Annotated in this window: 20 protein-coding genes and 1 other RNA gene; 17 read left to right on the top strand and 4 right to left on the bottom strand. The window is 66.4% G+C overall.

The window, feature by feature from the left end; genetic code table 11:
- Positions 1–85: 85 nt before the first annotated feature.
- The 5 genes from ACH0BU_RS12255 (at position 86) to ACH0BU_RS12235 (ending at position 4,690) form a co-directional block, all read left to right on the top strand.
- Entirely contained in the window at positions 86–1,042 is a 957-nt protein-coding gene (locus ACH0BU_RS12255) for a glycosyltransferase family 2 protein (RefSeq protein WP_432431013.1), read from the top strand.
- Between the two features lie 9 nt (positions 1,043–1,051).
- Entirely contained in the window at positions 1,052–1,840 is a 789-nt protein-coding gene (locus ACH0BU_RS12250; RefSeq protein ID WP_046410071.1) for a MipA/OmpV family protein, read from the top strand.
- Between the two features lie 71 nt (positions 1,841–1,911).
- Positions 1,912–2,601, top strand: coding sequence for an ATP-dependent Clp endopeptidase proteolytic subunit ClpP (gene clpP, locus ACH0BU_RS12245; RefSeq protein ID WP_046410072.1), 690 nt, complete (start codon positions 1,912–1,914; stop codon positions 2,599–2,601).
- Positions 2,602–2,681: 80 nt separating this feature from the next.
- On the top strand, positions 2,682–3,950 hold the full coding sequence (clpX, locus tag ACH0BU_RS12240) for an ATP-dependent Clp protease ATP-binding subunit ClpX (protein ID WP_046410073.1): 1,269 nt from the start codon (positions 2,682–2,684) through the stop codon (positions 3,948–3,950).
- A gap of 164 nt (positions 3,951–4,114) precedes the next feature.
- The gene (locus ACH0BU_RS12235; protein WP_245995426.1) at positions 4,115–4,690 is read left to right on the top strand and encodes a GNAT family N-acetyltransferase; all 576 of its coding nucleotides are present in this window, start codon (positions 4,115–4,117) and stop codon (positions 4,688–4,690) included.
- Positions 4,691–4,865: 175 nt separating this feature from the next.
- Here the strand turns inward: ACH0BU_RS12235 and ACH0BU_RS12230 are convergent, their stop codons facing one another.
- Positions 4,866–5,945: a 1,9-bis(guanidino)-5-aza-nonane synthase gene (locus tag ACH0BU_RS12230; RefSeq protein ID WP_046410075.1), complete on the bottom strand. Its 1,080-nt coding sequence runs from the start codon at positions 5,943–5,945 to the stop codon at positions 4,866–4,868.
- Between the two features lie 108 nt (positions 5,946–6,053).
- Positions 6,054–7,286, bottom strand: a complete 1,233-nt coding sequence (locus ACH0BU_RS12225) for a type III PLP-dependent enzyme (RefSeq protein WP_046410076.1) — start codon at positions 7,284–7,286, stop codon at positions 6,054–6,056.
- 166 nt (positions 7,287–7,452) lie between these two features.
- On the opposite strand from ACH0BU_RS12225, the gene ACH0BU_RS12220 reads away from it, so the two are divergent.
- Entirely contained in the window at positions 7,453–8,418 is a 966-nt protein-coding gene (locus ACH0BU_RS12220) for a threonine ammonia-lyase (protein WP_296221444.1), read from the top strand.
- Positions 8,419–8,507: 89 nt separating this feature from the next.
- On the top strand, positions 8,508–8,675 hold the full coding sequence (locus ACH0BU_RS12215) for a hypothetical protein (protein WP_046410078.1): 168 nt from the start codon (positions 8,508–8,510) through the stop codon (positions 8,673–8,675).
- A 57-nt stretch (positions 8,676–8,732) separates the two neighbouring features.
- Here ACH0BU_RS12215 and ACH0BU_RS12210 read toward each other — a convergent pair whose 3' ends face one another.
- Entirely contained in the window at positions 8,733–9,389 is a 657-nt protein-coding gene (locus tag ACH0BU_RS12210) for an alpha/beta hydrolase (protein ID WP_046410080.1), read from the bottom strand.
- Between the two features lie 73 nt (positions 9,390–9,462).
- On the opposite strand from ACH0BU_RS12210, the gene ACH0BU_RS12205 reads away from it, so the two are divergent.
- From ACH0BU_RS12205 to ACH0BU_RS12175, 7 genes are all read left to right on the top strand, one after another.
- Positions 9,463–10,557, top strand: coding sequence for a cysteine desulfurase family protein (locus tag ACH0BU_RS12205; protein WP_500264072.1), 1,095 nt, complete (start codon positions 9,463–9,465; stop codon positions 10,555–10,557).
- Positions 10,554–11,639, top strand: a complete 1,086-nt coding sequence (locus ACH0BU_RS12200; protein WP_500264071.1) for a cysteine desulfurase family protein — start codon at positions 10,554–10,556, stop codon at positions 11,637–11,639. Before ACH0BU_RS12205 ends, ACH0BU_RS12200 begins: the two co-directional genes overlap by 4 nt.
- Positions 11,636–11,944 (top strand): 2Fe-2S iron-sulfur cluster-binding protein, encoded by a 309-nt coding sequence (locus ACH0BU_RS12195; RefSeq protein ID WP_046410084.1) that lies wholly within the window; start codon positions 11,636–11,638, stop codon positions 11,942–11,944. Before ACH0BU_RS12200 ends, ACH0BU_RS12195 begins: the two co-directional genes overlap by 4 nt.
- A 29-nt stretch (positions 11,945–11,973) precedes the next feature.
- Positions 11,974–12,071: signal recognition particle sRNA small type (gene ffs / locus ACH0BU_RS12190), an RNA gene on the top strand.
- A gap of 86 nt (positions 12,072–12,157) precedes the next feature.
- Positions 12,158–13,828: a DNA polymerase III subunit gamma/tau gene (locus tag ACH0BU_RS12185; protein ID WP_046410086.1), complete on the top strand. Its 1,671-nt coding sequence runs from the start codon at positions 12,158–12,160 to the stop codon at positions 13,826–13,828.
- Positions 13,825–14,160: a YbaB/EbfC family nucleoid-associated protein gene (locus ACH0BU_RS12180; RefSeq protein ID WP_046410087.1), complete on the top strand. Its 336-nt coding sequence runs from the start codon at positions 13,825–13,827 to the stop codon at positions 14,158–14,160. The genes ACH0BU_RS12185 and ACH0BU_RS12180 overlap by 4 nt, the downstream gene beginning before the upstream one ends.
- Positions 14,161–14,248: 88 nt before the next feature.
- The gene (locus ACH0BU_RS12175) at positions 14,249–14,491 is read left to right on the top strand and encodes a hypothetical protein (protein WP_046411634.1); all 243 of its coding nucleotides are present in this window, start codon (positions 14,249–14,251) and stop codon (positions 14,489–14,491) included.
- 9 nt (positions 14,492–14,500) lie between these two features.
- On the opposite strand, the gene mtgA is transcribed toward ACH0BU_RS12175, so the two are convergent.
- Positions 14,501–15,190, bottom strand: a complete 690-nt coding sequence (gene mtgA / locus ACH0BU_RS12170) for a monofunctional biosynthetic peptidoglycan transglycosylase (RefSeq protein WP_125944437.1) — start codon at positions 15,188–15,190, stop codon at positions 14,501–14,503.
- Positions 15,191–15,284: 94 nt separating this feature from the next.
- On the opposite strand from mtgA, the gene ACH0BU_RS12165 reads away from it, so the two are divergent.
- The 3 genes from ACH0BU_RS12165 to cuyB all read left to right on the top strand — a co-directional run bounded on the left by ACH0BU_RS12165 (position 15,285) and on the right by cuyB (position 18,280).
- Entirely contained in the window at positions 15,285–16,394 is a 1,110-nt protein-coding gene (locus ACH0BU_RS12165) for a LysR family transcriptional regulator (protein WP_500264070.1), read from the top strand.
- Positions 16,395–16,547: 153 nt separating this feature from the next.
- Positions 16,548–17,558: a D-cysteate sulfo-lyase gene (gene cuyA / locus ACH0BU_RS12160; RefSeq protein ID WP_046410092.1), complete on the top strand. Its 1,011-nt coding sequence runs from the start codon at positions 16,548–16,550 to the stop codon at positions 17,556–17,558.
- Complete coding sequence (gene cuyB / locus ACH0BU_RS12155; protein WP_046410093.1) at positions 17,558–18,280, top strand: cysteate racemase; 723 nt, start codon at positions 17,558–17,560, stop codon at positions 18,278–18,280. Before cuyA ends, cuyB begins: the two co-directional genes overlap by 1 nt.
- Positions 18,281–18,285: the final 5 nt, after the last annotated feature.

Below are 18,285 nucleotides of genomic sequence, written 5' to 3'. Positions count from 1 at the left end.
GCGTCTCCCTGATTTTTCAGGGGGACGCTCTTTTTTGTTACAGAACATCGCGATCGGAGATCTGGGCGGCGTGAATGGAGCTATGGTGCGCGAGACGGAGCTGAGGATTGCCGTCCTGCTTCCTTGCTACAATGAGGAAGCAGCGATTGCGCAGACGATCGCTGGCTTTCGCGCTGCGCTGCCGGGCGCGGCGATCTACGTCTATGACAACAACTCGCACGACCGAACCGCGGCGGTCGCGCGGGCGGCGGGCGCGATCGTGCGGACCGAGCGCGTGCAGGGGAAGGGCGCCGTGGTGCGCCGCATGTTCGCCGACGTCGATGCCGACATCTACGTGATGGCGGATGGCGACGCGACCTATGATGCGGCCTCCGCGCCGTTGCTGATCGAGCGGATGCTCGACGAGCAGCTCGACATGGTGGTCGGCAGCCGCATCGGTGAAGCGACCGAGGCGTATCGACGCGGACATCGGTTCGGCAATGCGATGCTGACCGGGATGCTGACTCGCCTGTTCGGGCGCAGCTTCACCGATATCCTCAGCGGATATCGGGTGTTCTCGCGCCGCTTCGTCAAGAGCTTCCCGGTGCTGTCGGTCGGGTTCGAGATCGAGACCGAGATTTCGGTGCACGCGCTGGAGCTGAAGATGCCGGTGGGCGAGGTGGAAACGCCTTATTTTGCGCGCCCGGAAGGCTCGGTGTCGAAGCTGAGCACCTATCGCGATGGCTGGCGCATCCTGGGCACGATCGCGACCCTGTATCGGATCGAGCGCCCCTTGTGGTTCTTCGGCTACGTCGGGGCCGCACTGTTGCTGCTCGCGATCATCCTGGCCGTCCCGCTGGCGGTTACCTATGCACAGACCGGGCTGGTGCCGCGCTTCCCGACGGCGATCCTCGTGACCGGACTGACGATCCTGGCGGCGCTCGCCGGATTTGCCGGGCTGATCCTGGATACGGTGGTCCGTGGCCGCCGCGAGGTACGGCGATTGGCGTATCTTGCGTATCCTGCGCCGGGAACGCTGGTCAGGGCCGACAGACTGATCTAGTCTCACTGCATGGCGATGTCGCTCCTCGGCCGTTCAGCGGCCCTTTTCGTCCTTGGCACGACAGGGGCGACAGGCGTTGCCGCGCAGGACGAGCCACGGCGGACCAGGATCGCGGCGGGGCCCCAGCTTGTCCCCCGATATCCCGGCTACAAGGGCGTGGTGCTGCGGCCGTTCCTGGATATCAGCCGGGCGCGTGGAGACACGCCGTTCATCTTCGAGGCGGCGGACGAGAGCGCCAGCATCTCCGTCTTCGATACTGAAAGGTTTTCCGTCGGCCCGACGCTGAGTTTCGAGGGGTCCCGCCGGACGCGCGACGTGCCGGGCGTGCGTGGCGTGGGCTTTACCGTGGAGCCGGGCCTGTTCGCGCAATATACCATCGCCGAGCCGCTGCGCGCCCGCCTCGAGCTGCGCCAAGGGATTGGTGGGCACAAGGGGCTGATCGGTGTCGCCAGCGTCGATTATGTCGCGCGCGACCGCGACGACTGGCTGTTCGCAATCGGGCCGCGGGTCACCTATTCCAACGGCAAGTACCAGCGTGCCTATTTCGGCGTCCCGGTGGAATCCGTCGCCACGTCCGGGTTGACGGCGTTCCGCCCCGGGGGCGGGATCCAGGCAGTGGGCGGGAACGCCGGTTTCCTCAAGCAGTTGACGCCGCAATGGGGCATCTACGTTTATGGCAAATACGAGCGGCTCGTCGACGATGCGAGCCGGTCGCCAATCGTGCGGCGCTACGGCTCACGCAATCAATGGTCCGGTGGCCTGTCCCTGACCTATACGTTTCGCGGCCGCCAGGACTGAGCGGCAGGTCTTGAAGTCGCCGCTGCCGCGCGCGACATAGGTCATCCTGAAAGAACAAGAGAGAGCCTTCCATGCACAACCCGTTCGAGACCGGCGACTTTGCAGGCGCCCTTGCGCGCGCCGGCGTCGGCATGCAGCAGACGCAGGCAGGTCTCGTGCCGATCGTCATCGAACAGTCGAACCGTGGCGAGCGGTCCTTTGATATCTTCAGCCGCCTGCTGCGCGAGCGCATCGTGTTCGTCACCGGCGGCGTTGAAGATGGCATGGCAAGCCTGATCACGGCGCAGCTGCTGTTCCTTGAGTCGGAGAATCCGAAGAAGGACATCTTCATGTACATCAACTCGCCGGGCGGCGTCGTCACGGCGGGCATGGCGATCCACGACACCATGCAGTACATCCGGCCGCGCGTCGGCACCGTGTGCATCGGTCAGGCCGCGTCGATGGGCAGTTTCCTGCTGTCGGCGGGCGAGCCGGGGATGCGGGTCGCGCTGACCAATGCGCGGATCATGATCCACCAGCCGTCGGGCGGTGCGCAGGGCATGGCCAGCGACATCGAAATTCAGGCGCGCGAAATCCTGCGCATCCGGCACCGGATGAACGAGTTGTACGCCAAGTACACCGGCCAGCCGATCGAGGTGATCGAGCGCGCGATGGATCGTGACAAGTTCATGAGCTCGGATGAGGCCAAGGAATTCGGCCTGATCGACGAGGTGTTCGACAAGCGGCCTGCCCCGGCCGAAGATACGGCTGCCGCCGCCTGATCGGCGTTGGCCCTCTTTCCGGCATTGCCGGATCATGACTGGCCGGGTTACCATGCCCGGCCGGCAAAGGATGTGATTGAATGACCAAGCTCAGCGGCGGTGACTCGAAGAGCACGCTCTATTGCTCCTTCTGCGGCAAGTCGCAGCACGAGGTTCGCAAGCTCATCGCAGGACCGACCGTGTTCATCTGCGACGAGTGCGTGGAGCTGTGCAACGACATCATCCGCGAGGAAACCAAGTCGGCGCTTGTGTCCAAGAAGGACGGCGGCGTGCCGACCCCGCAGGAAATCTGCGACGTCCTCGACGATTATGTCATCGGGCAGAAGCAGGCCAAGCGCGTGCTGTCGGTCGCGGTGCACAACCACTACAAGCGGCTGAACCACGGCGCCAAGGGTGCGGATGTGGAACTCGCCAAGTCGAACATCCTGCTCGTCGGCCCCACCGGCTGCGGCAAGACGCTGCTGGCGCAGACGCTGGCGCGCATCCTCGACGTGCCGTTCACCATGGCCGACGCGACGACGCTGACCGAGGCCGGCTATGTCGGCGAGGACGTCGAGAACATCATCCTGAAGCTGCTCCAGGCATCCGACTACAACGTCGAGCGGGCGCAGCGCGGCATCGTCTACATCGACGAGATCGACAAGATCAGCCGCAAGGCCGAGAACCCGTCGATCACGCGCGACGTGTCGGGCGAGGGCGTGCAGCAGGCGCTGCTCAAGCTGATGGAGGGCACCACTGCCTCCGTGCCGCCGCAGGGCGGGCGTAAGCATCCGCAGCAGGAGTTCCTGCAGGTCGACACGACGAACATCCTGTTCATCTGCGGCGGCGCCTTCTCGGGCCTCGAGAAGATCATCGGCGACCGCTTGCAGGGCAAGTCGATCGGCTTTGGCGCCTATGTCGCGGCGCCGGAGGAAAAGCGCACGGGTGAAGTCCTTCGCCAGACCGAGCCGGAGGATCTGCTGAAGTTCGGCCTGATCCCCGAGTTCGTCGGCCGTCTGCCGGTGATCGCGACGCTCGAGGACCTGGACGTGACGGCGCTGGTGAAGATCCTGAGCGAGCCGAAGAACGCGCTGGTCAAGCAGTACCAGAAGCTGTTCGAGATGGAGGAAGTGAAGCTGGGCTTCACCGACGACGCGCTCGTCACGGTCGCCAAGAAGGCGATCGAGCGAAAGACCGGCGCGCGCGGCCTGCGATCGATCCTGGAGGGCATCCTGCTCGACACCATGTTCGACCTGCCGGGCATGGAATCGGTGGACGAGGTGATGATCGACAAGGACGTGGTGGACGGCCGCAAGGAACCGATCCGCGTCTATGCCGAAAAGAAAAAGGCCGGCAGCGACGCGGCGTAAGCCTCGTGACGCACCGCTGAATGACGAAGGGCGCCGAGCGATCGGCGCCCTTTTTCGTTGTCGGTGGCTGCGCGGCGGCCGGAGTGGTGAAAAGGAGGGGAGGGGATGGCAATGGTCTGGGCCTTGGCTTTTGCGGTTCCTTTGGAAGATCGAGGGTGAGCGGCATGCGCAATGCCGGCCGGGCTGACCGGGCGCGGGTTGCCGCGATGCTGGCGCGCGCGTTCGCGGATGATCCGGCGATGAGCTGGATCTTTCCCGATCCGGCGGAGCGCGCGCGTCGGCTGCCGCGATTGTTCGCGATCCTGTTCGATGCGGATGCGGCGGGGATGCGGGTCGTCACGGCAGGGGGCGAGGCCGCGACGCTGTGGCGCGGCCCGGGCAAGGCCACGACCGGCGCGGTCGCCATGCTGCGGCAGGCGTGGCCGCTATGGCGTGCGCTGGGGGCGAACATTCCACGCGCCCTGAAGGTTTCGCACGCGGTCGAGGCGCACATGCCGGCGGGTGACTTCTGGTACCTTCACATTGCCGGCTGTGATCCCGCTGCGCAGGGCAAGGGTCTGGGCGCTGCCGTGGTGCGGGCGGGGCTGTCCCGCGCGGCCGGGCGCCTGCCCGCCTATCTCGAGACGGCGACCGAGCGGAACCTCGGTTTCTATCGCGCCCTCGGCTTCGATATTGTCGATGACTGGCACGTGCCGGGGGGCGGGCCACGCTTCTGGTCGATGCTTCGCCAGCCAGATTGAGGTGCATGCCCGCGCAGCCGGCGAGCAGGCCCGGTGCGCGACTTGTCAGCGTCACGCCGGCCTGGACAATGCGCCGATGCGACGTCTGGAAGGGTTAACAAGCAAAAGGCCCGCACCACGCCGCTGCCTCTGATGAGGCAGGGCGGGGCGCGGGCCCTTCGTCACGTCAAGCCGATCAGGCGAACAGCTTCGCCCAGGCGCGCTTTGCGCGATCCTTCCAGTGACCGCGGTGATAGGCGTCGGACGCCAGCAGCGGCATCACCGAGCCGGCTTCCGCGAACACCATCTGCTCGATGCCGGTGTTCACCTTGCCCCACGAAGCTGCTTCCTGCAGCGTCGAGGAGGAGCAGGCGCCGTCGCGCACGTCGGCGACGGTGATCTGCACGGCGTACTTGTGCACCTCGACATCCTCGTGGCCGAGGATCTCGGCGCAGACGACGGTGTCCTGGATGAAGTTCTTCGGCACGCCGCCGCCGATCATGAGGAGCCCGGTGGTGCCGGCCTTGATCTTGATCTCGGTCAGCTCACGGAAGTCCGCGACCGCGTCGATCATCATGTACGGCTTGCCTTCCTTGGCGCGGTCGACCTGGTGCTTGACGAGGCCGAAGCCGGCCGACGAGTCGACAAACGCCGGGCAGAAGATCGGCACGTCATGCTCATAGGCGAGCTTGACGAGGCTGTTCTCCTTCTTGCCGTGCTCGACGAGATACTTGCCCATCTCGCGGATGAAGGCGCGCGAGGAATAGGCCTTGGGCTCCAGCTCGTTCGCGATCTTGTTGATCGTGAAGTCGCAGTCCTGCAGCTGCTCCTCGTCGATATACGTGTCGTAGATGCGGTCGATGTAGAGCGAGCGCAGCGTATCATCATCAGGGATTTCAAGCGCCTGATAGTGCTTGTGGCCAAGACCTTCGAAGAAATCCATGTCGACGATGGTGGCGCCGGTGGCGACGATCACGTCGACCATGTTGTTGCGCACCAGATCGGCATACAGGTCCATGCAGCCGCCTGCGCTGGTCGATCCCGCGATCACCAGGCACACGGTGCAGTCCTTGTCGGCCAGCATCTCGTTGTAGATCTTCGTCGCGCGGCCGAGGTCGCGGCTAGTGAAGCTCATGTCGCTCATCGCGTCGACGATCGGGCGCGCATCGAACGACTTGATGTCGATGTGCTTGACCTGCTTCGATAGCAATTCCGCCTTGCGGGTGTCGTTGATCGGCGCGTTTGCCGCCGCGGTCTTCGTGAGGGTGTCAGTCATGGGTGCTTCTCGCATGATGGCACACGTCGTTCGGAAGGGGACGCGTTAACCCGTAAGAACGACGGCGCCCCTGCGAGCGCCGCCGTCTATCTCAATGTAATCGGTCGGTTACAGCTTTACGACGTTGGACGCAGCTTCGCGTTCCACCTCGGCGTAGAGCGACACCATCGGCTCGTCCTCGACGATCACCGTCTCGTCCGATCCGAAGCCGTTGAAGGCCGTGCGCATCGCCGAGCCATAGGCGCCGAGCATCCCGATCTCGATGTAATCGCCTGCTTCGACATCCGCCGGCAGCAGGAACGGCCCGGCCATGTGATCGAGATCGTCGCAGGTCGGGCCGTAGAAGGAGAAGGGATGATCGCGCACGGTGGACTGCGGCTCGCGCAGCAGCGTCACCGGGAAGCGCCAGTCGATGTGTGCGGCATCGAACAGCGCGCCATAGGCGCCGTCGTTGATGTACAGCTCGCTGCCGCGGCGCTTTTCGACGCGCACGACGACGCTGCTGTACTCGGCGCACAAGGCACGACCCGGCTCCGCCCACAGCTCCGCCGAATAGCTGATCGGCAGGCTCTCAAACGCGCGGTGGATCGTCTCGAAATAGAGCTCGAGCGGCGGCGGCTCCATGCCCGGGTAGGACGACGGGAACCCACCACCAACGTCGATCACGTCGACCGTCACCGCCGCATCGACGATTGCGCCGCGCACCCGCTCCATCGCATCCGAATAAGCCTCCGGCGTCATCGCCTGGCTGCCGACGTGGAAGCAGATGCCGAGCGCGTCGGCCGCCTGGCGCGCGGCGAACAGCAGCGGCTTGGCATCCTGCGGCGCCACGCCGAACTTCGACGCGAGGCTGAGCTTCGAATGCTCGGACGACACGCGTAGCCGGACGCAGAGCGTCAGGTCGGCCGCATTGCGCGTCGCGCGCATGATCTTGTCGAGCTCTTCGAGCGAATCGAGGCTGAACGTGCGGACACCGTGCTTGAAGTACGCCTCGGCAATGGCCTCCTCGGCCTTCACCGGGTGCATGAAGCACAAGGTGGCCTCCGGCACCGTGCGGGCAACCATGCGCACTTCGCCGATCGAGGCGACGTCGAAATGCGTGATGCCGTTCTCCCAGAGAATCTGGATGAGCTCGGGCGACGGATTCGCCTTCACGGCATACATCGAGCGACCCGGGAACTTCTCTACGAAGAACCGGGCGGCGCGTGCCGCGGCGTGCGGACGCACGAGCGTGACCGGCTCGACCGGCTTGCCCTGTGCGATGTCGATGGCGCCCGAAACGGAGTTGCAGGCAACGGTCGAGAGGGGCGCTAGCCCCAGCGCGCGATGATCCTGGTGCAATTCAAGGGACCTCCAATGCCAGGGAGGCGGGCCCCCCGGTCTTCAGTTGACGAAATCACTGCCTTGCGGTGGAAGTCCCATGGGGCAGCGGAGGCGCGAGTTAGGTTTAGAGACCCCATATGTAAAGACCTTTTCCGGGGTAGTGTTTCCCGGCAAAGGGTGGCCCGTGACCATTTTGCGACAGCCCACCCGTGCAGGCGTCCGCGACGCTGCGGCGAAGATCGCTGCGATCCTGCCCCCGACCCCCTTATTCGTGAGCGAGATCAAGGGGATCCCGGTCGCGTTCAAGGCAGAATCGCTGCAGCCGATCGGTGCGTTCAAGATCCGCGGCGCGTGGCACAGGCTGACCGCGATGGACCATGCGGCGCGGGCGCGCGGCGTGGTGGCATTTTCGAGCGGCAACCATGCGCAGGGAATCGCCTGGGCGGCGCGGCGCCTGGGTATGCCGGCTAGCGTCGTCATGCCGTCTGACGCGCCACGCGCGAAGGTCGAGGGCACGCTGGCGCTGGGTGCCGAGGTTGTCCGCTATGACCGCCACACCGAGTCGCGTGAGCAGATAGCCGCATCGCTGGCCGAGGCGCGCGGCGCCACGCTCGTCCCCAGCTTCGATGATCCGTGGATCATCGAGGGGCAGGGCAGCGCCGGGATCGAGGCCGCGGCCCAGATGGAGGCGGCCGGGCTGGGCGCACCCACGCGCGTCCTGGTGCCATGCGGTGGCGGTGGCCTGGCCGCCGGCCTGGCGCTGGCGCTTCCCGAGGCGGCCATTACCGTGGCGGAGCCCGAGGGGTGGGACGACATGCGCCGCAGCCTGGAGGCGAGCTGGATACTGCCGGTCGAGGATTCGCCGCCGACGACGGCGTGCGATGCGTTGATGACCAAACAGGTGGCGTCGCTGACCTTTGACGTGTTGGCGCGTCGCGATGCGCAGGGCGTGGCGGTGAGCGAGGAACAGGTTGCGGCCGCACAGCGCTGGGCAGCCGAGAAGCTGCGGCTGGTGGTGGAGCCGGGCGGCGCGGTTGCCCTGGCTGCCCTGCTCGCCGGGAAGGTCGCGGCCGAGCCGGGCACGTTGGTGATCCTGTCAGGCGGCAACGTGGATACGGCCGCTTATGCGCGGGTGCTCGCCGGCGGCTAACGCGCGACACGCTGTAGGCGGCGCCTGATCAATATGCAGACACGGCCAGCGCGGGCGGCCGGCAATTACATCACAGTCAGAAGGACATCATGGACGCCATTGCCAATGCAGCCCCCGCGATCGCGATGCTCGCGGCTTTCGCCTGTGTCCTGGGCGGAGGCTGGATGATTCGGTCCCGCCGCGATCCGAAGCGTGGCTGGCTGCTGATCATCATGGCGCTGGTGCTGTTCGGCAATGTCGCAATTTGGACGCTATGACGCGTCACAGCGCGATGGGTGCAGCGAGCGGCGCGGTGCCGCTCGCTGCCACACCGATTACTTGATCGGGCAGTTGGGGTCGAGCCGCATGTCGAGATAGCCATCGACCGACTTCATCAGGTCGTCCATCTCATGCTCGAAGAAGTGGTTGGCGCCCGGGATCACATCGTGATGGATGGTGATGTGCTTCTGGGTGCGCAGCTTGTCGACCAGCTTCTGCGTGGCCGGCGGGGTCGCCACTTCATCCTCGGCGCCCTGGATGATGATGCCCGACGAGGGGCACGGGGCGAGGAAGGTGAAGTCGTAGAGATTGGCCGGCGGGGCGATCGAGATGAAGCCGCGGATTTCCGGACGGCGCATCAGCAGCTGCATGCCGATCCAGGCACCGAAGCTGAAGCCCGCGATCCAGGTCGTCTGCGCCTCGGGGTGGAAGCTCTGCACCCAATCCAGCGCGCTGGCAGCGTCGGAAAGCTCGCCGACGCCATTGTCGAACGTGCCCTGGCTCTTGCCGACGCCGCGGAAGTTGAAGCGCAGGGTAGCGAAGCCGCGACGCTGAAAGGTCTTGTAGAGCGCCTGGACGATGTGGTTGTTCATCGTGCCGCCGGCGGTAGGGTGCGGATGCAGAATCATCGCCACCGGTGCGCGCGGCTTCGGGGCGGGTGCAAAACGTCCCTCGAGGCGGCCCTCGGGGCCAGGAAAGATCACTTCAGGCATCGTTACTCTTGTCTGTGGAGGGCGCCGGGTGTGGCGCCATGAACGCCGCACTATATAGGGGATGCATCGGAATATGGAACGAGTTTTGCCCGAGCGCCTCTATCTGGACCATGCTGCAACCACCGCTATCACCCCTGCCGCGCGTGAGGCGATGGCGCGGGGCGTGGCGCTATGGGCCAACCCGTCGTCGCCCCATGCCGAGGGACGCGCGGCGCGTGCCGCGCTTGAGGAAGCGCGGCGTGCGATCGGCACCGCCTATGGCTGGCAGCATGAGGTGCTGTTGACGAGCGGGGCGAGTGAATCGCTGGCCATCGCGCTTGGCCGGGCGGTTGCCGGACCACGCTTCATTTCCGCGGTCGAGCATGACGCAGTGATGCGCGCGGCGGGCGAGCAGGCCCATGTGCTGCCGGTGACGGCGCACGGGCTTGTCGATGTGGCGGCGCTGCGGGAGCACGCCTGCTGGAGCAGCGACGGCGCGGGGGGGCGGCCGATCATCTGCATCCAGTGGTGCAATAGCGAGACGGGCGTGATCCAGCCGATCGCCGAGATTGCGGAGATCGTGCAAGCCGCTGGCGGGCTGTTGCTGGTCGATGCGGCGCAGATGCCGGCGTCGGATGCGCTGGCGGCCCATGCGGATTTCATCGCAATGTCCGCGCACAAGCGGGGCGGGCCGCCGGGGGTGGGGGCGCTTCTGGTTCGCGATCTGGCGACGCTCCAGCCCACCGGCGGGCAGGAACGGGGCTATCGCGCGGGAACGGAGAATGTGCCCGGGGTGCTGGGTTATGCCGCAGCGCTCGGCGAGAATGAGGCAGATCACAGGGAGTTGCGAGCTATTCTTGACGACGCCATCATGCGTTCGGGCGGTGAAGTGGTGGCGAAAAACGCGCCCCGTCACCCGGCGATCGGCAGTTACCGGCTGGCCGGCATGAGCGCCAACGCGCAGCTGATCCGCCTCGACATGGCAGGCATTTCGGTGTCGGCCGGCAGCGCGTGCGCGAGCGGCAGCCTGAAGCCGAGCCATGTGCTGCGCGCCATGGGATGGTCGGAAGAGGCCTGCCGCGAGGTCATTCGGGTAAGCTTTGGCCGCACCACGGACAGATCGGCCGTCCAGCGGTTCATTTCGGCCTGGCGTGACATGGCGCGCGGCGCGCGGGTGCTGGCGGCGTGATCTACCTCGATTATCAGGCGACGACCCCGCTCGCCCCCGAAGCGTTCGAGGCGATGGTGCCGTGGCTGCGCGATCAGTTCGCCAATCCCCATTCGCCGAGCCGGCTGGGTCGCGCGGCGCGAGCGGCGGTCGAGGTGGCGCGCGAACAGGTGGCGCAATTGCTGCCGCCAGGCGGGCGCGTGATCTTCACCAGCGGGGCGACAGAGGCGCTGAACTGGGCGCTGAAGGGAACGTCGGGTTCGATCATCACCATCGCCAGCGAACATGCCGCGGTGCTGGACACGGTCCGCGCCGAGCAGGCGCGCGGACGCGAGCTGACCGTGTTGCCGGTGCGCCCCGATGGACGCATCGACCTGTGGGTGGCGCATCGCGTACTGGGGCAGGGCGCGGGCGTGCTGGCGGCGATGCTGGTCAACAATGAGATCGGCGTGATCCAGCCGCTGCCGGAACTGGTACGCGCGGCGAAGCGGCATGGCACGTTGGTGCTGTGCGACGCGGTGCAGGGATATGGCCGCATCGCCATCCCCGAGGAATGCGACCTGGTGGCGATTTCCGCGCACAAGATCCACGGGCCAAAGGGGATCGGCGCCTTGTGGGTGCGCGACGGCGTGTCGATCGAGCCGCTGCTGCATGGCGGCGACCAGGAGGGTGGCCGCTCCGGCACGCTGAGCCCGGCGCTGTGCGTCGGATTTGGCGTGGCAGCGCGGCTGATGGGCGAGCGGTACGAGGCGGATGCGACGCATGTCGAACGGCTGTGGGCACTCGCCACCGAGCGGCTGAGCGGCTGGACGATCAACGGATCGGCGGAGCACCGCTATTGCGGCAATCTCAACGTCCGTCGCCGCGGCCTGGATGTGGCGCGGTTGATGAGCGATTGCCGTGACGTCGCCTTTTCGGCCGGATCGGCGTGCGCCAGCGGTTCGGGGCGGACCAGCCATGTGCTGAAGGCGATCGGGCTGCTCGATGCCGATGCGCGGTCGTCCATCCGGCTGGGCTTTGGCCGCTACACCACCGAGGCGGACCTTCGCGCCGGGCTGGATGCGATCGTCGCGGCTGCCGACGCGCAGCTGATGATGGCATGAAGATCCGTTTCATCGACGAGGATGGCCGGGCGATCGACACCGATGCGGCGGCCGGGGAGCGGCTGCTCGACGTGGGTCAGCGGATCGGCATGCCGCTGGAGGGGACGTGCGAGGGGCAGATGGCGTGCGCGACCTGCCATGTCATCATCGACGCGGCCGACTTCGACCGCTTGCCGCCAGCGAGCGAGGAAGAGGAGGATATGCTCGATCTGGCGCCCGGTGCGACGCGCACCAGCCGGCTGTCGTGCCAGATCGTGCTGGACGATGCGATGGACGGCCTGACGGCGCGTATCGCGCGCACTTGAACACCGCGCATTGCTCGGCCATATGGCGCCCCGGGAGTCGGGCGGACGTAGTCGTCGCCAACCTGGTCAGATCCTGACGGAAGCAGCCACAACGATTTCGCTGCGGGTCGTTCCGGCTCCCACCGCAGTGCGCAGCGCGACGCAGCGCTCCCCCTCGCCAATTGGCAAACAGCCCCTTCGACAAGCGCGGCCGGCGAGACTAGATAGGCGCCGATGAGCGACTCTCTTCTCGGCCTGGACGAACCCGCGCAGCCAACGCGTGGTGGGGAAGCGTATCGCGTGCTGGCGCGTAAATATCGCCCGCAGACGTTTCAGGCGCTGATCGGCCAGGAAGCGATGGTGCGGACGCTGGAGAACGCGATCCGGCGTGACCGCATCGCCCATGCCTTTCTGCTCACCGGGGTGCGTGGTGTCGGCAAGACGTCGACCGCGCGGCTGATCGCCAAGGCGCTGAACTGCATCGGCCCCGATGGCACCGGCGGGCCAACGATCGATCCCTGCGGCGTGTGCGAGCCGTGCCGCGCGATCGCGGAAGGCCGGCATATCGACGTGATCGAGATGGACGCGGCGAGCCATACCGGCATCGACGACATCCGCGAGATCATCGAGGCGTCGCGCTATGCCGCGGTGTCGGCGCGCTACAAGATCTACATCATCGACGAAGTCCACATGCTGTCCAAGGCGGCCTTCAACGGGTTGCTCAAGACGCTGGAGGAGCCGCCGGGGCATGTGAAATTCCTGTTCGCCACGACCGAGGTGAACAAGGTGCCGGTCACTGTCCTGTCGCGATGCCAAAGGTTCGACCTGCGCCGCATCCCGGCGGAGAAGCTGGCTGAGCATTTCGCCGCGGTGAGCACGCAGGAAGGCGTGTCGGCCGAGCCCGAGGCGCTGGCGCTGATCGCGCGGGCGGCGGAGGGATCGGCGCGCGACGGCCTGTCGATCCTGGACCAGGCGATCGCCCATGCCGATACCGAGGGCAGCGGCGTATCCGCCGCCGCGGTGCGCGAGATGCTGGGGCTGTCCGACCGCGGCGCGGTGCGCGACCTGTTGGCGCTGCTGCTCGCCGGCGATGCGCCGGGGGCGCTGGCCGCGCTGCGGCGGCAATATGATTACGGCGTCGATCCCACCGGCGTGCTGCGTGCGCTGCTGGAGGCGGTGCACGGCATCACGCTGACCAAGGTCGGGACGGCCGAGGACCCGGCACAGCCCGCCGAGGAGCGCGCGGCCTATCGCGAATGGGCGGAGGCGTTATCCTTCCCGCTGCTCCACCGCCTTTGGCAATTGCTGCTGAAGGGGCATGACGAGGTGGCGCGCGCCGCGTTGCCGATCGAGGCGGCGGAAATGACGCTGCTGCGGGTGATCCATGCCCGGTCCTTGCCCGACCCGGGCGAGCTTGCCCGCGCGATCACCAAGGGGGAGGGCCCTGCCGCCACCTCGCCGCAGTCTGCCAGCGCGGCCGCACCCGCACCCGCGCCGGCGCCGGTCGCGGTGGTAGAGGAACCGGCCGCGCCCGCGATGCCCGAGACCTTTGCCGCCCTTGTCGAGCAGATGGAGGTGCATGGCCATCATCTGCTGGCCGTGCGGCTGGCACATGGGGCGCGGATCGTCAGCTACCAGCCGCCGGAGATTGTGCTGAGCGGCACTCGGCCGATCGCCGCCGATACATTGTCGGAAACGGCGGCGGCGCTGCGGACAATCACAGGTGTCGCGTGGAAGCTCAGCCTGCTTGATGCGCCGGGTGAGCCAACGCTGAAGGAGGCGCAGGACGCCGTCGCGGAGGCGGAACGCCAGGCGGTGCTCGCCTCGCCCATCGTGCAGGCGGCAATGGAGGCGTTTCCGGACGCCGAACTTATCGATTGGCCTAACAAGAGGAATAGCGCGTGAAGGATATCAACGAGCTTCTCGCCGCAGCGCAGAGCGCGGCAGAGAATGTCCAGAAGCAGATGGACGAGGCGCAGAACACGCTCGACAAGATCGAGGTCGAGGGTGTTTCCGGGGGCGGCCTGGTGAAGATCAAGGCGAGTGCCAAGGGTCGCATCCTGTCAGTATCGATCGACGATTCGCTGATCGTGCCGAGCGAGAAGCAGATGCTGGAAGATCTGGTCGCCGCAGCGTTCAACGATGCGCGCACCAAGGCAGATGCCGTGTCGTCACAGGAAATGGCGAAGATGACGAGCGGCCTGCCGCTGCCGCCGGGCTTCAAGCTGCCGTTCTGATGATGTAGCCGCGGCGCGCTTCATTGCAGCGCTGGAACAACAATTGATCGGTCAACGTTGCGCTTCATCAGTAATGATGGAGAAACACATGACCGACGAACGTGTGACCGAGACCTCCACGCCGAATACGACGATCATCGAGCGGCGTGGGGGCGGTGGCGGCATGCTGATCGGGCTTGCCGTGCTGCTGGCGGTCGTGGTTGCCGCCTTCTTCCTGTTCAATCAGTCGAAGAACGACAATATGGAAACCCGGGCGATCAGCTCGGCCGCCAAGAGCGTCGGCGACACGGCCGACAAGGCTGGTGCCGCGATCGAGGGCGCTACCAAGTAATTTCGTCGATCAGGGGTTGGGCGGCCGGATACAGGCGTCCAGCCCCTGCCGGCGGACCACGCCGACGTAGCGAGCGATCGTATTGCCGTGGCGGCGGACAAAGCCGCTGGGCGCGACAGCCTCGCGCTTCTTCGGCAAGGGCAGTACCGCGGCGATGCGGGCCGCCTCGGTCGGCGTCAGCTTGCTCGCCGAGTGATTGAAATAGCGCTGCGCGCCCGCCTCGGCGCCATAGGTGCCGATGCCGGTTTCCGCGACGTTGAGATAGACCTCCATGATCCGCCGCTTGCCCCAGATCGCCTCGATCAGGAGGGTGAACCATGCCTCGAACGCCTTGCGGATGTAGCCGCCGCCCTGGAAGAGGAAGACGTTCTTCGCCGTCTGCTGGCTGATTGTGGAGCCCCCGCGAATCCGGCCTCCTTGCGCGTTGCGATAGGCGGCGCCGGCAATCGCCTCCAGGTCGAAGCCGTGATGGCTGCAGAATTTGGCGTCCTCCCCGGCGATCGCGGCCCGCGCCATGTCGGGATCGATCCGATCGAGCGGCATCCATTGCTTGGTGACGGAGCGGCCGGCCAGGAGATCGCCGAGCATCGTGAAGGTGAACGGCGGCGGCACGAAGCGGAGCGCGACGACCAGCAACACCGACAGGGCGACGAACCAGAACGCCGCCTTCAGCAACCATCGTAGCACGCGTGTAGCCATGCCGTGACGCTAAGCGCCAAACGCCGCCGGGCGCAACGGGGCGGAAGCTGCGGCGATTGCCCGGGCCGCGGGGTGCCGCTGTTTCATTGATGCCATGGGATGTGCCGATTGTGGTCGGACACATGCAAAAGGCATAAGCAGGTTAGAACAAAAAGTTATGTTCCAGGTCGCCAGAGGTCTGGCGAAAACGCTGCTCGATCTGATAACGTTCCTTCATAACCATAAAACGCCGCAGCAGGGACGAGAGCAAGATCAACCGGGGAGCGTCATGAACCTGCGCCACATCGAGGTGTTTCACGCCGTCTATTCCGTGGGATCGATCAGCGGTGCGTCGCGTCTGCTGAATGTATCCCAGCCATCGGTCAGCAAGATCGTGAAGCATGCCGAAAGCCGGCTCGGCTTCCGGTTGTTCACCCTGGTGCGCGGCCGGCTGACCCCGACCGAGGAAGCGCATATCCTGTTTCGCGAGGTGGACGATCTGCACAGCCGGATCGACACCTTCCAGCGGGCGGCGCGCAACCTGCGCTCGCCGTCGGAGGGGCATATCCGGATCGGTGTGCTTCCCTCGCTGGCGCTTGCGAAGCTGCCGCGCGCGATCTCGGTCTTTCGGCAGAAGTGGCCGCGTGTGACCTTTGAGGTGTCGGCGATCCACCATGACGAATTCCGCGCGGCGCTGATGTCGCGCGAGTGCGACTTCGTGATTGGTCACCATGCGGTAGGTGACCCCGAGATCGCTGCCTTCTCGCTCGGGCAGGGGTGCGTCGGCGCGCTGTTCGTCGAGGGCATGTTTGACCGTGATTTAAGTGCGATACCGATCGATCTTCTGCGCAGCCAGGAACTGATCGGGCTCGCGCCGAGCGTGTCGATCGGCGACCTGATTGCGCCTGTCATGGCCGGCACGCTGAAGAGCACGCCCGCGATCCAGGTGAAGTCCGTCTATATCGCGGCGGCGCTGGCGCGGAGTGGATCGGGGGTTGCGATCGTCGACCAGTTCACCGCCCAGGCCTTTGTCGGCGACGACCTGCATTTCCGCCCGATCGAACCGGCCGTGACCTTTGGCCTGTCGGTCCAGCATCTCTCCGCGCATCCGCTGTCGCGGGTCGCGCGCAGCTTCACCGACCTCATGGCGGGGATGATCGAGGCGCAGGGGCCGAGCGCCGAGCGGGATGATTGCCGAAATGCTATGGGTGCCCGCCAACACTGAAAGCTTGTCGAACAACGGCCTGCTGTGTGAACTGCGGTGCAGGAGATCGATCCAGTCCCCATGACGGCCGGAGACGGCGCTGGACGATCGTGGAACACCAAAGGGTCGTCCGGGCGTTGAACGCCCCGACCAGCAGGATCGGAGCCGACCATCATGAATCTCGCGCGTTTCGCGCGCCGGCGCTACACGCCCGGCGCAACCCCGATCGAGCCCATGCCGCATCTGACCAAGGCGCTCGGCGGGCCGGAGCTCTTCATCAAGCGTGACGACCTGCTCGGCCTGACCGGTGGGGGCAACAAGACCCGCAAGCTCGAATTCCTGGTTGCTGATGCGCTGGCGCAGGGCGCGGATACGCTGATCACGGTCGGCGCAGTGCAGAGCAACCATTGCCGCCTGACGCTGGCCGCCGCGGTTCGCGAGGGGCTGAAATGCCGCCTCGTGCTCGAGCAGCGTGTGCCGGACAGCTATGACAAGACCGCGTCGGGCAACAATTTACTGTTCGACCTGCTCGGCGTCGAGGCCGTGACGGTGGTCGCGCTGGGCGATGATCTTCAGGCCGCGATGGAGAAGATCGCCGGCGACCTCGCGGCCGAGGGGCGGCGCGGCTACATCATCCCCGGTGGCGGCTCCAACCCGCTGGGCGCGCTCGGCTATGTCGCCTGCGCCGAGGAAATCCTTCAGCAGTCGTTTGCCGATGGCGTCGCGTTTGACCGGATCGTCGTGGCGAGCGGCAGCGCCGGTACCCATGCGGGGATCGTCGCCGGCCTGATCGGCAACAGCGCGGGCATTCCGGTGACGGGCGTCAACGTGCGGCGTCCCCGCGCGGAGCAGGAGGCGAATGTGCTTCGCCTGGCGCGGGAGGTTGCCGCGCTGGCCGGGGTCGTACCCGAGATCACGCCGGACGAGATCGAATGCCGCGACGAATGGGTCGGGCCCGGCTATTCGCTGCCGACCGAGGAGATGGTCGAGGCGGTACGCCTGTTCGCCTCGCTCGAAGGGGTGCTGCTGGATCCGGTTTATACCGGGAAGGCGGCGGCGGGGCTGATCGGCATGGTCCGTTCCGGCGAGATCCATGCGGATGAGCGCGTGCTCTTTGTTCACACCGGTGGCTCGCCCGCGCTCTATGCATACCAGCCGCTGTTTACCGGCGACGCTGCCTTCTGATGACCGACCACCCGCTGGCGATCGGCGTGCTGGGGGGCATGGGCCCCGCCGCGACGATCGATTTCATGGCGAAGGTCCTGCGCCACTCGCAACGCGGCGCAGCGCGGGAGCAGGACAATGTGCGGGTGATTGCCGACAGCAATCCCGCGCTGCCCGATCGCAATGCCGCGATCGCGGGCACCGGTCCGTCGCCGGCCCCGGCGCTCGCCGCGATGGCGCGCGGGTTGGCGGCGGCGGGGGCGGGCGTGCTGGCGATGCCATGCAACGCCGCGCACGCCTTTGCCGATGCGGTGCGCGCCGCCACGCCGCTGCCCTTCGTTCACCTGATCGACGAGGCAGTGGCCGCCGTCCGTCGCCGCCATCCCGAGGCGCGGCGGATCGGCGTCCTTGCCGTCGCTGGCGCGGCGGAAGCGAAGCTGTACGAACGCGCGCTGGATGCGGCCGGGCTCACCGCTGTCACACCCGACGATGCGGCACGGGCAGCGTTCATGGACGCGATCTGGCAAATCAAGCGGGGCGAGCTTGATGTGGGCACGGCTGGGGTACGCGCAACGGCGCACCACCTGCTGGATCAGGGCGCAGAGATTATCATCGCCGGCTGTACCGAAGTGCCGCTGGTGATCGCCGACGGCGAGCTTCCCGTGCCGCTGATCGACGCCACCGACGTTCTTGCCGAGCGCACGGTCGCATATGCGCGGGGTGAGTGGGGGCGAGGCGCTTAGCCTGC

This window comes from Sphingomonas olei (genome assembly GCF_045369765.1).
GTDB lineage: Bacteria > Pseudomonadota > Alphaproteobacteria > Sphingomonadales > Sphingomonadaceae > Sphingomonas > Sphingomonas panaciterrae.
This window is presented reverse-complemented; position numbering and strand designations above follow the sequence as displayed.